The organism is Vibrio sp. MM46 (genome assembly GCF_027587135.1).
Lineage (GTDB): Bacteria > Pseudomonadota > Gammaproteobacteria > Enterobacterales > Vibrionaceae > Vibrio > Vibrio harveyi.
This window is the reverse complement of record NZ_JAPPTO010000023.1, coordinates 85,226-101,560: the sequence shown is the minus strand read 5'-3', so window position 1 is coordinate 101,560 and position 16,335 is coordinate 85,226. Positions and strand designations below refer to the sequence as shown.

Genomic DNA, 16,335 nt, shown 5'->3' with positions numbered 1-16,335 from the left:
GCATTACTCACCCGTCCGCCGCTCGACGTCGTTATCGTTCCCCGAAGGTTCAGATAACTCGTTTCCGCTCGACTTGCATGTGTTAGGCCTGCCGCCAGCGTTCAATCTGAGCCATGATCAAACTCTTCAATTTAAAGTTTTTGATTCCCTAAATAAATAGGGAGAGGCTCAATGAATACTGACTTCAAAACTACTAATGTAATTTTAAAGCTATTATCATTCCAACAGAACGATAATGAATTGACTGTGCCAAGTCCGAAGACTTGATTGGTCACTTCGTTTCATTGAAACCTAATTTGAAGCCGAAGCTTCTAATTGGATTATCATCAACGAGTGCCCACACAGATTGATAGGTTCTTATTTTTAAAGAGCAGACTTTGAAGTTCTCTTCAAAGCGGACGGTCATTTTAGCGAGATAACTTGCCGTGTCAAACACTTTTTTAAGTTATTTCTCTGTGAGTTAACTTCTAACTCACTGACCTTGTCATCTCGGTTTCGCTTAGCTTGCTTTCCCGTGACAACGGAGGCGCATTATAGGGAGTTCCCTAAGGAACACAAGCCTATTTTTCAAAAAAACTTGGCTTTTTAGTTCGTTCGTATAGAAAACAAACAAAACTCAATAAAAGTGTATTAAAAAGGGGGCTATTGCCCCCTAAAGTTTGAACTTTATCCCACTTTTCAGTGCATCAATGCAATTATTGATGAGCAATGATTTGGTCATTGCTAACAATCAGCTGTACTTTCTTGTCTGGTAATATCTCTCCAGCCAAAATCGACTTCGCTAATGGGTTTTCTACATTCTGTTGAATTGCACGTTTTAAAGGTCGTGCACCATATACTGGGTCGAAGCCAACTTGGGCGATCAAATCGAGGGCTTTATCAGATACCTCAAATTGGTAGCCTTTTTCTTCTAAACGTTTAGCCAAACGTTCTAGTTGAATAGACGCAATAGATTTAATGTGTTCTTGACCTAGTGGGTGGAAGACGACACTTTCATCAACACGGTTTAAGAACTCCGGACGGAAGTGTTTGCTTACAACATCCATCACCTCATTCTTGATTCCTTGGTAATCCAGAGTAGCAAAGTTCTCTTGAATACGAGCCGAACCTAGGTTCGATGTCATAATGACGACCGTGTTACGGAAATCCACCGTACGACCTTGTCCGTCAGTTAAGCGTCCGTCATCTAATACTTGCAGTAGAATATTGAACACATCAGGGTGAGCCTTTTCTACTTCATCTAATAAGATGACGGAATAAGGTTTACGACGAACCGCTTCAGTTAAGTAGCCCCCCTCTTCATAGCCGACATAACCCGGAGGCGCACCAACCAGCCTTGCCACAGAGTGTTTCTCCATGAACTCTGACATATCGATACGTACCATGGCATCTTCACTATCAAACATGAAGCTAGCGAGTGTCTTACACAGCTCTGTTTTACCTACGCCTGTTGGACCTAAGAATAAGAAGGAACCAATTGGTTTATTTGGATCGGATAAACCAGCTCGGCTACGACGGATAGCATTCGATACCACCTCAACCGCTTCAGCCTGGCCAATGACACGTTTATGCAGAACATCTTCCATACGGAGTAATTTCTCTTTTTCTGCTTCAAGCATTTTTGAAACAGGAATACCCGTCTGCTTAGAAAGCACTTCTGCAATTTCATTGTCAGTAACCTTATTACGCAGTAGCGTCATCTCTTGCATTTCTGCTTGAGTTGCTAGGTCTAATTGCTTTTCTAATTCAGGAATACGTCCATACTGCAGCTCAGACATACGGTTTAAGTCACCAGCACGACGAGCAAAGTCCATATCCATACGAGCTTGTTCTAACTCACCTTTAATATGTTGCGTACCTGATAGCGCTGCTTTTTCAGCATTCCACACTTCTTCAAGCTCTGCATACTCACGCTCTTTCTCGTTCAACTCATCGTTAAGCACATCCAAACGTTTTTCACTCGCTTCATCATGCTCGTTGCTCAGCGCTTGCTGTTCGATTTTCAGTTGAATGATTTTGCGCTCAAGTTTGTCTAGCGACTCTGGTTTAGAGTCAATTTGTAGACGAATACTAGAAGCGGCTTCATCAATTAAATCGATCGCTTTGTCGGGTAGTTGACGATCAGAAACATAACGATGCGACAAGCTAGCCGCCGCAACAATCGCCGGATCTGTAATTTCTACGTGATGGTGAAGCTCATAGCGTTCTTTTAAACCACGCAGAATTGCAATGGTATCCTCAACACTTGGCTCATCCACCAGCACTTTTTGGAAACGACGCTCAAGCGCAGCATCTTTCTCTATATACTGACGGTATTCATCTAGTGTTGTAGCGCCCACACAATGAAGTTCACCACGAGCCAGCGCTGGTTTTAGCATGTTACCGGCATCCATAGAGCCTTCACCTTTACCTGCACCAACCATAGTATGAAGCTCATCAATAAACAGAATGACGTTGCCTTCTTCTTTGGCTAGTTCATTCAATACCGACTTCAAGCGCTCTTCAAATTCACCACGGTACTTCGCGCCCGCAACAAGTGCGCCCATATCTAATGAAAGCACTCGGCGACCACGTAGCCCCTCTGGAACTTCATTATTAATGATGCGCTGAGCCAAACCTTCTACGATTGCTGTTTTACCAACGCCTGGTTCACCAATGATTACAGGGTTGTTTTTAGTACGGCGTTGCAATACTTGGATGGTACGACGAATTTCGTCATCACGACCAATAACCGGATCCAACTTACCCTGCTCTGCACGTTCAGTAAGGTCTATGGTGAACTTTTCCAACGCTTGTCGAAGTTCTTCCGCATTCGGGTCATTAACCTTTTGGCCACCTCTGATCTTTTCGATCGCTTGACTCACTTTTTGCTCGGTCAAGCCCATCTCTTTCAATAACTGACCAAGTGGACCACGGTCTTCTAATGCTGCAAGCAAGAAGACTTCGGAGGAAATGTAGGAGTCCTGACGCTTTTGAGCCACTTTGTCACACAAATTGAAAAGCGTACCCATAGAGCTAGACAGCTGAACATCACCACCGATGCCACTGACTTTAGGCAGTCGATCTAACATTTCGCTCAATTTAGAGCGTAGATGAGTCACGTCGACATCTAACATTGTTAGCAGTGGACGAATTGGGCTACCGTTCTGATCAAGCAATGCCACCATTAGGTGCACTGGTTCGATATATTGATGATCGCGCCCTAACGCTAGTGACTGAGCATCAGAGATAGCGATTTGAAACTTGCTTGTGAATCTATCAAGACGCATATCTTCCTTCCTAACCTCAACTGAAGAAAATTCTTTTGACAGTTAGAAAGATGGATACGCAGAGAGGGAATTTCAAGGGAGAGAATTAATAAAGATAGCTTTGCAAAAATGAAGCTATGCATCTTTGTACTTTTGGGTTGTAGTGGTTAGTCCTCGATCCAAATAAAAGTCGCTTGTCTACCCGTCACACCATCACGACGATATGAGTAAAAATCTTCTCTATTTTGGAAAGTGCACAATCCGGAATCAAATACTTGAGTGACCCCAGCTTTGTTAAAACGTTGAGTTGCAAGCTTGGACATATCAGCCAGCCACTTACCTTCAACATTACGAGGTGTAAATGCTTGATGCGCTTGAGAGTCAAAATCTAAAAAGGATTGTAAGACATCCTCACCCACTTCAAATGCTTGAGGTCCAATTGCAGGACCAAGCCACGCTATTACTTCACCAGAAAATAGCGCTAGTGCATTTTCAACAATACCATTTGCTAAACCGCGCCAACCAGCATGCACGGCTGCCACTTGGCTGCCCTGTGTATTGGTTAATAGAACAGGTAAACAATCTGCAGTCATCGCAGAACAGACAATATTATTTGAAGAAGTAAACACACCATCAGCGTCAAGTACTTGTGTTGTTGGTGTGCTTACTTGAGCTACCACAGTAGAGTGAGTTTGATTCAACCAAATTGGCGCATTTGGCATATTCGCTTGTTGCGCCAACCAATTACGGTTCTTCTCTACTATAGACGCATCATCCCCAACATGCGTACCAAGGTTCAACCCTTGATATGGCGAAGTCGAAAAGCCTCCGACTCTTGTAGAGGCGAAAGCTTTAACATTTTTCGGCGCGGACCAATTGGGAACAATCGTCTTCATATTAGAACTCGTCAGGTAGACCGAACTCTTCTGTATCTTTACGCAGCGCTTCTGTCATCTCTACCATGTCATCAGGAACTGGAGCGTGGAACTCTAGCTCTTCACCAGTGATAGGATGTTCGAAACGTAGCATTACCGCGTGCAATGCTTGACGATCAAAACCACGAATCATGGCTGTTAGCTCTTCCGATGCACCTGTTGGGATACGAGCACGACCGCCATAAGCAGTATCACCGAGTAGCGGATGCTGTAGGTAAGACATATGAACACGGATTTGGTGCGTGCGACCGGTTTCTAGACGAAGACGGATACGTGTGTGTTCACGGAAATGCTCTGCAACACGGTAATGCGTTACCGCCGGTTTACCCAGAGGCGCAACTGCCATTAGCGTACGCTTAGTCGAGTGACGGCCAATTGGCTGATCCACTTTACCACCCGCCGTCATACGACCGATTGCAATCGCTTCGTACTCACGGGTGATGTTACGTTTTTGCAAAGCGCGAACCAGACGAGTTTGTGCCGGAACAGTTTTCGCAACCACCATCAGACCAGTGGTGTCTTTATCTAGACGGTGTACGATACCTGCACGAGGTACTTCGGCGATGTCTGGGTAGTGATGCAGCAATGCGTTTAGTACTGTGCCGTCTGGTGTACCCGCACCTGGGTGTACAACAAAATCACGAGGCTTGTTGATTACGATGATATCTTCATCTTCGTAGACGATATCTAGCGGGATATCTTGTGCTTCCCAGCGTTCTTCATCTTCCAGCTCGGCTTGCAAGGTAATTTCCTCACCACCCATTACTTTGGTGCGAGGTTTAGTGACAACTTCACCATTCACTTGTACCTTCCCGTCAAGCAACCACTCTTTCAAGCGAGAACGAGAGAAGTCCGCGAACAATTCGGCGATAGCTTGGTCTAAACGTTGACCTAACTGGCTATCTTTTACGGTGTTGGTTAAAACAATCTGCTGAGCCATATCGAACTTTTTTAAAAACTGTGAGACTAATGCTCACGACTGTGGAAAAATAGACTATTACGTCATTGTATCTGTTACTGGAAAGAAAGTAACGGCAGCTTAAGAAATATTTAGATTCAAGGAACAGACTCCTGATATGAAACATCAGACTTTAACAGGCCTTTTAGCGGTATCCCTTCTGTTTGGCTGTGCAAGCAAAGAAGAAATCGTTCCTGATGTGCCACCTTCTGAACTGTATGCAGACGCGCAAACTTCTCTGCAAAGCGGTAACTGGCTTTCTGCCATCGAGAAATTAGAAGCTTTGGATTCGCGTTACCCGTTTGGTGCCTACTCTGAGCAGGTACAACTTGACCTTATCTACGCGTACTACAAAAACGACGACCTAGCACTCGGTCTAGCAACTATTTCTCGCTTTATGCGTTTGAACCCGACTCATGAAAAAATGGACTGGGTATTGTACATGCGTGGTTTGAGCCACATGGCACAAGATCGTAACTTCATGCATGACCTATTTAACGTTGATCGCAGTGACCGTGACCCAGAGCCCGTTAAGAAAGCATTTGATGATTTCAAAAAACTGCTAGAGCGTTACCCGAACAGCCCATACGCGGAAGATTCACAGAAACGCATGGTGGCGCTGAAGAACCGTCTTGCAAACTACGATCTTGCGACAGCAGATTTCTACTTGCGTCGTGAAGCTTGGATTGCGGCGATTAACCGTTCTCAAGAGCTTCAAAAGACTTTCCCTGATACAGAAGCAGCTCGCAAGTCGCTTGAGATTCAACTAGAAGCTTACAAACAGTTGAAACTGGATGACGCCGTTGCCAGAACGGAAGAGCTTATCAAGCTAAACCCAGCAAACTAATCCTCAACCGCCACAGCTCAAACTGTGGCGGTTTTGTTTTCCCTTCTTATTTTTGCTCCACCCGCTAACTTGATGATTTTTTGAGCGCTACTTATGCTTAAAGTTCTCCTTCACCATCAACATGGATGTGAACGTGACATTATCAAAGTTATGGATAGGATTGCTGCTTCTACTCTCAGCATCGAGCTTTTCTCTTGAGCTCTCCCCTCTTAGACAACCACCTTACACGGGGGATCTGGATGTCATTAAAGAGAAAAATGTTTTACGCGTATTAGTGTCTGCCGACCTTGGTTTCTATTACATAGAAGGTGGAGAACCAAAAGGCATTGGTGCAGAACTATTGGCTCATTTCGAAAAAGAGCTCCGTAAGCTCAAACCAAAACTCAACATTCAAATTATCCCAGTTTCACGCGATGAGTTGCTACCTTCTCTTGAGCAAGGTTTAGGGGATTTAGTGGTTGCCAATCTCACCATTACCGATGCACGCAAGAAGCTGGTCGATTTTAGCGATCCTGCTATTACAGGGATTGAAGAATGGGTCATCACTAACAAAAAAACACCAGCAATGACGAAGATTGAACAACTGAGTGGCAAAGAAATTTGGGTTCGTGCCAGTTCAAGTTATTTCGAGAGCATTCAGGTATTAAACAAACAGCTTAATAAAAAAGGCTTACCACCAGTGGTGGTACACTTTATTGAAGAGACGCTGCAAGACTATGAACTGGTAGGAATGCTAAACAATGGCTATATCAAAGCTATCGTACTTGATAGCCACAAAGCCAAGCTGTGGATGAACTTTATGGATGACATCCGAGCACACACCAAGATTCCGATTAGAGAAGGGGGTGAAATTGGTTGGGCCATGCGCCATAACAGCCCGGAGCTAAGAAAAGCGGTCAACAAGTTCATCCAAACTTCCAAGTCAGGAACACTACTGGGCAACGTCATTTATGGAAAATACATCGATAACACCAATTGGCTCAACAAAGCACTGAACCCCAAAAAGATTGCTCAGCTTGAAAAGCTCTCATCACTGTTTGCTAAGTATGGGGAGAAGTACGACTTTGACTACCTCCTCATCGCAGCGGTGGCCTATCAGGAATCAGGGTTCGATAACAGTCTAGTATCAAGCCGTGGTGCCGTTGGTATTATGCAAATCTTACCGAGTACGGCGAGTGACCCTAATGTGAACATTAAGAATGTCCGTAATCTAGAGAACAACGTTCATGCAGGGGTGAAATACTTAGCGTTTCTTCGCCGGTATTACTTCAGTGATAGCAACATAACTAAAGAGAACAAGCTCTACTTAACGTTAGCTGCATACAATGCTGGACCTGGAAACATTGAGAGAATGCGTAAACGTGCCGCTCAGCAAGGTTACGATCCGAATGTATGGTTCAATAATGTGGAGGTCGTAACACGTAGAAGCTTAGGGGAAACCATCAGGTACGTAACGAATGTGAACCGCTACTACGTGATCTACAAACAGTTAGAAAGTCTCGACCTAGCAAAAACTCTCGATAATGTTCTGCTTGTGCCTGATGACCCTGTCTTTATGACGCCATTGCGCAGCGTCAGCCAAACGCCTCAATTGAAAACACACTAGCTAGAAACCAAAAACGCCGCTCATTTGTTGAGCGGCGTTTTTGAATCTAACTTATTGTGCACTTTAAGAGTGATCTGATTCACATCTTTGATCTGGTTAATTTTTAACTAACTAGAATTACAGGCCGTATAACTCCCCTAAAAACGGGTTAGTTTTCAGCTCAGTACTCTATCCAATCTAATGATTTCGAATCCGATAACAAGCAATTTTCACATAAATCTCAGCAGTTCTTGAGTGAGATCACATTCATTTTTCATCTCGAAAAACCCATCCAAAAAAGCGATCTAGATCACATTCTTTTCTCCTCAAAGCGGTAATCTGAACTCAACCCATGAGGGATGAAACAGAGGAAAAACATTTATGACAATGAACATTACTGGTAAAAACATCGAAATCACCTCTGCAATCCGCGCTCATATTGAGAGCAAATTTAAAAAGCTGGAGAAATGGCAAGTAGACATCATTGGATGCCAAGCAACATTCAGCGAGGAACCAAACAAACAGAAGAAATTCGAAGCCGTTATTAAAGTTCCTAAAGGCCAGCTAATCGCCTCAGCAACTCACGAAGATCTTTACGCAGCTATTAATGAAGTGGAGCAAAAACTAGAACGACAACTGAATAAGCTGACCCACAAACCTGAAGCTCGACGTGCGAATAAGCCTGAGCTAGTGGAAGAAGAAGAGTAAAACGTCCAGATTGAGAAAGTAGCGCCGAAAGGCGCTATTTTTTTGCTTGACGCTCCCCGCCTGCTTGCTTATTGTGTTTAAACACTCACAAATTAAGCACTATTTATGCACTCAACTAACCTGTTTCTTTTTGACTTCTTTTTCCTTCCATAGTTGGAGGGGCTAACTCGTTTGTGAAAGAAAAGTCAAAAACAAACAGAAAGCCTCCCAAATCGGGGGGCTTTTTTTATAAGGAAAGAATTGATGACTGACCAACCTATTTCCCTGGAAGAAATTCGTTTACGTTTGAATGAACTCGATGACGAGTTATTAAGCCTGCTGTCCGAACGCCGTAAGCTCAGCATTGAAGTCGCTAAAAGCAAAGTTCAAACTTCGAAACCTGTTCGTGATGCCGTCCGTGAACAACAGCTTCTAGTAAAACTGATCACCAATGGTCGTGATAAATACGAACTCGACGCTCAGTACATCACCAAACTTTTCCATACCATCATTGAAGACTCGGTCCTTCTTCAACAAAGCTACCTACAAAACCTTGTTAACCCACAGCAAAGCCGTAAGCCACTTGCTCGTGTCGCTTTTCTTGGTGCGAAAGGCTCTTACTCACACCTTGCAAGTCGCGAATACTTCAGCCGCAAGAACACAGAGTTAATTGAACTCAACTGTGAACACTTCAAAGAAGTGACTCAAACGGTCGAATCAGGTCATGCTGATTATGGTGTGCTGCCAATTGAAAACACCAGTTCAGGCTCGATCAATGAAGTCTACGACCTACTGCAACACACAACGCTGTACATCGTTGGTGAACTGACTCAACCAATTGAACATTGCTTGGTGGCAACCAAAGACATTCGTCTTGAGAACATCAAAACGCTTTACTCTCATCCACAACCACACCAACAATGCAGCGAGTTCCTGAGTCGCATGAAAGGCGTGAAACTAGAATCTTGTGCAAGTACTGCAGATGCGATGCAAAAAGTGCAAGAGCTCAATCGTGATGATGTAGCGGCAATCGGTAATGCTTCAAGCGGTAAGCTTTATGGTCTACAAGCGATTCAGGGCAATATCGCAAACCAAACCGAAAACCACACACGCTTTATCGTAGTTGCGCGTAAACCAGTAGAAGTATCGACACAGATCCCTGCAAAAACCACACTGATCATGTCGACTTCTCAAGAAGCAGGCTCACTGGTTCAAACGCTATTGGTACTTCAACGTTACGGCATCAATATGACCAAACTAGAATCACGTCCAATCATGGGTAACCCATGGGAAGAAATGTTCTACGTTGACCTTGAATCTCATCTTGGTTCGAACGAAATGCAACAGGCAATTGATGAGCTAACTAAAATCACTAAGCACTTGAAAGTACTAGGCTGTTATCCAAGTGAGAATGTGAAACCGACTCAAGTTAAACTGAGCTAAAAGACATCCGTAGGTAAAAAGATCATGGCAGGCCAAAAAGTCGTTATCGCATCACTTAACCCAGCGAAAATCAAAGCCGTAGAGAGTGCTTTTCACAGCGCTTTCCCTGAGCAGAAGTTTGAATTCATTGGGGTCAGCGTTCCAAGTGAAGTCGCAGATCAGCCAATGACAAATGATGAAACACATCTCGGAGCTCTGAATCGCGTTCGTAACGCTAAAGCCGAAATAACGAATGCCGATTTTTATGTCGGTTTAGAAGCAGGTATTGAAGGGAAAGTCACATTTGCTTGGATGGTGATTGAATCTGATACGCATCGCGGGGAATCTCGCTCTGCAAGCTTGATGTTGCCACCAGAAGTACTACAGAAGCTTAAACATGCCAATGAACTTGGTGATGTGATGGATGAAGTTTTTGGTACCGACAACATCAAACAGAAAGGCGGTGCAATTGGGTTGCTAACTCAAAACCAACTGACTCGTAGCTCGGTGTATCATCAAGCTTTGATTCTGGCGTTGATTCCATTTACGAATCCCGAGCACTTCCCTGCGAATTTATAACTGCTTTTAGACTCATGGCTAAATAATACACGAATTAAAAAGGGCGGTTTTTCCGCCCTTTTTACTGTCTATGATATAGAAACTCAAACGACCTTACTGAGCACCTTGCTCGAGCAACGTCTTGAGTTTGTCCTTATCGACTTCCGACTTTGACTTCAACTCATTTGAGCCGCGAGTGATCGTTGCTATGCCAACCCCCAGCATTTGACTGATTTGACGTTGAGAAAGCTCACCTTTCAGCAATTCATTCAGAATGTTCACACGTGCGGTGAGTGATTCTCTCTCATCCGGTGTCATTAGCATGGTCAACAACATCTCATGTTGCTGGTTATCCACACTTGAGCGGATCAATTCAACAATCTGCTGCCAGTCTTTGTACTCAGGTTCGTGTGACATCAAGTTACCTCACTCAATACTTGGTATTGATCTCATTTGGGGTCAAGAACGCACCATCGACACCTAAAAGGTCACGGTAATACGTTTCAAACATCAAAATGTTCTGCACATAACCGCGAGTCTCTTTAAACGGAATCGCTTCAATAAAGGAATAAGCGTCCACTTTTCCTTGGGTTCGCTCTCGCCACGTTTTTACTCGGTTAGGTCCTGCATTATAAGCGGCGAGCGCAAAAATACGATTATTATCGTAATCCTCCATTAACCCTTGTAAGTAATGACTACCGATTTCAATATTCTTACCTACATTGTACAAGTCTTCCGTGCCTTGGTATTTAAGCTTATATTTACGAGCAGTGTACTTCGCGGTTGCAGGCATAATTTGCATCAAGCCACGAGCGCCAACGGGTGAGCGAGCCTCAGAGTCCAGTGCACTTTCTTGTCGAGCCAAAGACATCATAGTAATAGGATCGATGTTATGTTTCTCGGCATAGAAATTAAACCACCAGCGGTGAGCGACAGGAAAACGCAGAGGTATGTTGTCCCACATTTTAGCTTGAATACTCGCTGTTACCGTTAAATTATGCCAACGTTTAGAAGCAGCATAAGCCGCCAACATCTTTTTCTCTTCTTTACCAACACGACGCAGCAAATGTGCCCATTCACTTTTGGCAGCAGCAATTTTGTCGGTTTCAATCAACTCTTCAATTCGCACTAACGATTTTTGGTAAGGTTGAACAACCTTTTTATCGAGCTTCACGGTACTCGATGGATACTTAATCGACTGACCAATCGCATTCGCTGCAGCAACACTATAAAAATTCCGTTGACCCGCCAATTTAGCCAAGCGCTGTTTGCCCGCGATTTTATCACCCAACGCCATCTCACTGCGTCCTAACCAGTATTGCCACCGAAGCGTCGCTTGTTCTTTTTCATTTAAAACTGCAATCCACTTCTGTACCCCTTTCCAATCACCATTTTGAATCGATAAACGAATGCGGCTTTCAATCAAGGGTAAATTCTTACTCGATTTCGTCTTATCATCACGCCATTGAGCCAACGAATCTGACTCGGTACGAATCAAACGAATCGCAATATAGTCAGCTAATGCTTGTGCTTTCTCTGGTGAAAACTTCTGTCCTTTCACAACGATTGCGTAAGCGTCTTGCGCCTTTTTTGTATCCTTACGCGCTAGTTTTTCTAACGCGAATTCACTTTGAGCACGGTTGAAATCATTAGCAGGTTGTTTCTTAGCAAATGCAGCGACCGTTTCTGGTTTATCAAACAGTGCCTTCATTGCTTTGGCTTGCTGCTGCGCCTTGCTTGATTTAGGCAGTTTTTGTAGGTAACTCAATAAACCACCGTTACGCGCATCAAACGCCAGCAACATGCGTTGTAAGATAAGTTCATCAGAGCGCTCACCCGCTTTATCCCACGCAGAGAATAGTGGGTCACACTCATCTGCAATGCTGCTGCCACGCAACCACATGTGTTCTGCACCTTTGAACGCAGCCACTTGTTTGCCTTGATTTAATTGGGCGACGTAAAAAATACATTGATAGCGCTCACCACTTGGTTCCACTCTCTGAAACTCAGTAATGGTTTTCCAATCTTTCTGACGATAAAGGTTATCTAAGTAAGGGGCACGAATTCGACGTGAGAATGGAAAAGCCTCATGGTCTTTAATAAATTCGTCTACCTGTTGTGGAGACTTACTCGATAATTGCCTCAGAAACACCCGATAATCCACATAAGGAGTCAGTGGATAGTTGGCGATTTTTGAACGGATAGATAAGTAACCATCAATGTCATTCTTATCTAATAGGTCTTGAGCTTGTTCATAGACCTGGCGCTGCTTTTCTAAACTCAGCGCAGCGTTTGCTGATACGCTAACCGCACATAAAGCGGCTGCATAACATACTCTTTTAGCCAATTCAGATACGTTGAATCTCATGTGCGTCATTTTCCTCAGACGTTTATCACTCCATGCCTTACTAATGAAGAATACAAAGCGTAGTAAGTCATAAAGCATATGCATCTATTTACACCGTATTAAGTTCTCATTGTAAAGCGACTTGATGTAATAAATGTTGTACTCGTGAAACTTTAGAACCCTTAAAGACAAATAGATTCCCAACAATCCATTCTTCCTGATGAATCGCAGCACATTGAATTAAGGATGAACAAGAAAAGTGTATACCCTAAAGTTGTGAGTTTCCGGTCAGCAATGAAGAAGAAATCACATGAGCGGCGAATTTCTTGCAATGCGGTAACAAAACTCAAGGAGTTGGTATAAAATAGACGCTTTGAATGACAGTTAATTTAGGAACGATCGGCAATGGCTGAATACGTATATACCATGTCGCGGGTGAGCAAAATCGTGCCACCTAAGCGTCAAATTCTTAAAGACATCTCTCTAAGCTTCTTCCCAGGTGCAAAAATCGGTGTTCTAGGTCTGAACGGTGCGGGTAAATCAACTCTGCTACGTATCATGGCGGGCATCGATACTGATATCGATGGTGAAGCACGTCCACAACCTGGTCTAAACGTAGGTTACCTACCTCAGGAGCCAGTACTAGACGAATCAAAAACCGTTCGTGAAGTGGTTGAAGAAGCGGTATCTGATGTTGCAGACGCGCTGAAGCGTTTGGATGCGGTATATGCTGCGTATGCAGAACCAGACGCAGACTTCGATGCACTTGCAAAAGAGCAAGGCGAACTAGAAGCGCTAATTCAAGCGAAAGACGGTCATAACCTAGACAACGCGCTAGAGCGTGCGGCTGATGCACTTCGTCTACCTGAGTGGGATCAAAAGATTGCAAACCTATCTGGTGGTGAACGTCGCCGTGTTGCTATCTGTCGTCTTCTTCTAGAGAAGCCAGACATGCTACTACTAGACGAACCAACCAACCACTTGGATGCTGAGTCTGTTGCATGGCTAGAGCGCTTCCTAGTTGATTACACAGGCACTGTAGTTGCGATTACCCACGACCGTTACTTCCTAGATAACGCTGCGGGTTGGATCCTAGAACTTGACCGTGGTGAAGGTATTCCATGGGAAGGTAACTACACGTCTTGGCTAGAGCAAAAAGATGCACGTCTACAACAAGAAGCATCTCAAGAAAAAGCTCGTCAAAAGACCATTGAGAAAGAACTTGAATGGGTTCGTCAAAACCCTAAAGGTCGTCAAGCGAAGTCTAAAGCACGTATGGCGCGCTTTGAAGAGCTGCAAAACACTGACCACCAAAAACGTAACGAAACCAACGAGCTGTTCATCCCACCAGGTGAGCGTCTAGGTGATAAAGTTATCGAAGTGAACAACCTGACGAAATCATTCGACGGTCGCGTTCTTATTGATGACCTATCATTCAGCATGCCTAAGGGTGCAATCGTAGGTATTATCGGTGCCAACGGTGCTGGTAAATCGACCCTATTCAAGATGCTAAGCGGCACAGAACAGCCTGATTCAGGTACGATTGAGCTAGGTGAAACCGTGAAGCTAGCGTCTGTTGAGCAGTTCCGCGACTCAATGAACGACAAGAACACCGTATTCCAAGAAATTTCTGAAGGCGCTGATATCATCAAGATCAACAACTTCGAAATTCCTGCACGTGCTTACTGTTCTCGCTTCAACTTCAAAGGTTCAGATCAACAGAAGATTATCGGCGAACTGTCTGGTGGTGAGCGTAACCGTGTACACCTTGCTAAGCTTCTTAAAGCTGGCGGTAACGTACTATTACTCGATGAGCCAACCAACGACCTTGACGTTGAAACACTACGTGCGCTAGAAGAAGCTCTACTAGAGTTCCCTGGCTGTGCAATGGTTATCTCGCACGACCGCTGGTTCCTAGACCGTATCGCGACACACATCATCGACTACCGCGATGAAGGTCAAGTTAACTTCTACGAAGGTAACTATAACGAGTACATGGAATGGCTGAAGAAGACGCTTGGTCCTGAAGCGGCTGAGCCACACCGTATCAAATACAAGCGCGTATCGAAGTAATTTCGACCGTAGGTTGATGTGCGGTATTTCACCTTACATCTCACCTTTGCTTGTAATTCGTACAAAGGTCGCTATCATAGCGACCTTTGTTGTATGTGTTGCATAAATAGCTCAAATGCCCTTGTAGCATGTAAAGAGCCTAACCTTTAGCCAGCATAACTCTGTAGCATTTTCGACATTTCAAACACAAAAATCGAACATTTTTTGTTCTATTTGGTATAGTCTTGCCATTGTTTGACACTTTACGAGAAAGCTCTATGACGGAAAGACGACGCTTTTCACGCATCATCTACCAAGTACCAGCCTTAATTGAACAGAGAGATTTGGTAATACCAGCTACCATTCAAGACCTTTCTTTACATGGCTTGTTATTAAAAGCTGAAGATGCAAAAAAACTGAATTTATTACAGCCCGTAGAAGTCGGTTTTTCGTTTATTCAATCAGAGCAAACCATGCGATTAAATGCTGACGTCATTTCAATTGCAGACAATGAAGTTCGGCTAAAGATCAGCAACATAGACATCGACAGTATTAGCCAATTAAAACGATTCATAGAATTGAATGTAGGCAATAACGAGCTCCTAAATCGAGAGTTAGAACACCTTTCGGATTTAGGGGAAGAATAAACTGAACGCCTGCTTTAGTAACAATAATCATGTCTAGAAAAATCATCATGCAGATCCCAACCAAAGATGGGAATCAGCAATTTCATTTGGGTCGCCTTTCGATCCTAACCATTTGCGCATCGGTCATTGCGCTACCGGCTGTCATTGGTGGCGCTTGGTATATGAACCAAAAACAGGTTCATGACGCACAAACATTAAACCAGACCATCGCAAAGCTTGAGAGCGAGAAAGCACAAATCACTGCATTGTACGAAGAGCAGTTGGACACCAACCATTCATTATCTCAGTCTCTGACGGACAAAAATAACCAAATACAACTTCTCGGGAAGCGCGTATTTGATGTTGAATCCGTACTCGGCTTGGCAGATGAAGAGTTAATAGGTGAAGAAAGCAATCTCGCGTTAGAAGAGCGGATCGATGCAGCTGCGATAGACTCAGCGGTCAGAGCCACCATGTTTCGCTTGATACCAAACGACAGCCCGATGACCTACCAACGTATTTCATCTTCATATGGCAGTCGTATTAACCCTATTTCTGGTAAACGTCATGTTCACACCGGTATCGATCTCACCTGCAAACGCGGTGAAGAGATCCTGGCTCCAGCCGATGGGGTTGTGGAGACAGTACGACCAAGTAACAGAGGTTACGGCAACTACCTAACTCTGCGTCACTCTTTTGGTTTCTCGAGCTCTTTTGCCCACTTAAACCGTTTTAAAGTGAAAAGTGGTCAGTTCGTAAGTAAAGGTGATGTGATTGCACAATGTGGTAATTCAGGTAACTCAACTGGACCACACTTACATTATGAGGTGCGCTTCTTAGGTCGTGCGTTGAATCCTCAATATCTGATGGATTGGACACCAGAAAACTTCAACTACGCATTCGAGAAAGAGAAAAAGGTGAAATGGGGACCATTGGTTCAATTGATTGATAATGTCGTTCGTCTGCAAATCAATCTGACTAACTCACCTTACCGTGATACTAGCATCAGCACCGTATCAAGCGAAGATAAGACAGGAACCGCAACCAACTAAGGTTTTGCGCTCTTTTTC

The 16,335-nt window shown here is 44.0% G+C and carries 13 protein-coding genes, 1 rRNA gene and 1 other annotated feature; of the genes, 8 read left to right on the top strand and 6 right to left on the bottom strand.

Annotated features, from left to right (window positions below; translation table 11 throughout):
• The 4 genes from OH459_RS21865 to rluD form a co-directional block, all read right to left on the bottom strand.
• Positions 1-133 (bottom strand): 16S ribosomal RNA (locus tag OH459_RS21865); the annotation flags it as partial.
• Positions 134-695: 562 nt separating this feature from the next.
• The gene (clpB, locus tag OH459_RS21860; protein ID WP_005447963.1) at positions 696-3,269 is read right to left on the bottom strand and encodes an ATP-dependent chaperone ClpB; all 2,574 of its coding nucleotides are present in this window, start codon (positions 3,267-3,269) and stop codon (positions 696-698) included.
• A gap of 146 nt (positions 3,270-3,415) precedes the next feature.
• Complete coding sequence (gene pgeF, locus OH459_RS21855; RefSeq protein ID WP_269988709.1) at positions 3,416-4,144, bottom strand: peptidoglycan editing factor PgeF; 729 nt, start codon at positions 4,142-4,144, stop codon at positions 3,416-3,418.
• Between the two features lies 1 nt (position 4,145).
• Positions 4,146-5,123, bottom strand: a complete 978-nt coding sequence (rluD, locus tag OH459_RS21850; RefSeq protein WP_005447961.1) for a 23S rRNA pseudouridine(1911/1915/1917) synthase RluD — start codon at positions 5,121-5,123, stop codon at positions 4,146-4,148.
• A 136-nt stretch (positions 5,124-5,259) separates the two neighbouring features.
• Here rluD and OH459_RS21845 point away from each other — a divergent pair, with 136 nt between their 5' ends.
• The 5 genes from OH459_RS21845 to yjjX all read left to right on the top strand — a co-directional run bounded on the left by OH459_RS21845 (position 5,260) and on the right by yjjX (position 10,261).
• Positions 5,260-5,988 carry an outer membrane protein assembly factor BamD gene (locus tag OH459_RS21845; RefSeq protein WP_005447960.1) on the top strand — a complete coding sequence of 243 codons (729 nt, stop codon included), beginning with the start codon at positions 5,260-5,262 and terminating at the stop codon, positions 5,986-5,988.
• 121 nt (positions 5,989-6,109) lie between these two features.
• Positions 6,110-7,594: a lytic transglycosylase F gene (locus OH459_RS21840; protein WP_009697650.1), complete on the top strand. Its 1,485-nt coding sequence runs from the start codon at positions 6,110-6,112 to the stop codon at positions 7,592-7,594.
• A gap of 360 nt (positions 7,595-7,954) precedes the next feature.
• Positions 7,955-8,281, top strand: coding sequence for a ribosome hibernation-promoting factor, HPF/YfiA family (gene hpf, locus OH459_RS21835; protein ID WP_005447957.1), 327 nt, complete (start codon positions 7,955-7,957; stop codon positions 8,279-8,281).
• Between the two features lie 108 nt (positions 8,282-8,389).
• Positions 8,390-8,511 (top strand) — a sequence feature (Phe leader region).
• Between the two features lie 13 nt (positions 8,512-8,524).
• Positions 8,525-9,703, top strand: coding sequence for a prephenate dehydratase (gene pheA / locus OH459_RS21830; RefSeq protein WP_005447956.1), 1,179 nt, complete (start codon positions 8,525-8,527; stop codon positions 9,701-9,703).
• Positions 9,704-9,727: 24 nt separating this feature from the next.
• Positions 9,728-10,261, top strand: coding sequence for an inosine/xanthosine triphosphatase (gene yjjX / locus OH459_RS21825; protein ID WP_005447955.1), 534 nt, complete (start codon positions 9,728-9,730; stop codon positions 10,259-10,261).
• A 93-nt stretch (positions 10,262-10,354) separates the two neighbouring features.
• On the opposite strand, the gene trpR is transcribed toward yjjX, so the two are convergent.
• Both trpR and sltY read right to left on the bottom strand, forming a co-directional pair.
• Entirely contained in the window at positions 10,355-10,657 is a 303-nt protein-coding gene (gene trpR, locus OH459_RS21820) for a trp operon repressor (RefSeq protein ID WP_005447954.1), read from the bottom strand.
• 13 nt (positions 10,658-10,670) lie between these two features.
• The gene (sltY, locus tag OH459_RS21815) at positions 10,671-12,617 is read right to left on the bottom strand and encodes a murein transglycosylase (RefSeq protein ID WP_269988706.1); all 1,947 of its coding nucleotides are present in this window, start codon (positions 12,615-12,617) and stop codon (positions 10,671-10,673) included.
• Positions 12,618-12,992: 375 nt separating this feature from the next.
• Between sltY and ettA the strand changes: the two genes are divergently transcribed.
• From ettA to OH459_RS21800, 3 genes are all read left to right on the top strand, one after another.
• A complete protein-coding gene (gene ettA / locus OH459_RS21810) occupies positions 12,993-14,660 on the top strand; it encodes an energy-dependent translational throttle protein EttA (protein WP_005447952.1) in 1,668 nt (555 codons plus the stop codon).
• A 257-nt stretch (positions 14,661-14,917) separates the two neighbouring features.
• Entirely contained in the window at positions 14,918-15,286 is a 369-nt protein-coding gene (locus OH459_RS21805; protein WP_009697646.1) for a PilZ domain-containing protein, read from the top strand.
• A gap of 29 nt (positions 15,287-15,315) precedes the next feature.
• On the top strand, positions 15,316-16,317 hold the full coding sequence (locus tag OH459_RS21800; protein WP_009699373.1) for a M23 family metallopeptidase: 1,002 nt from the start codon (positions 15,316-15,318) through the stop codon (positions 16,315-16,317).
• The last annotated feature ends 18 nt before the right edge of the window (positions 16,318-16,335 follow it).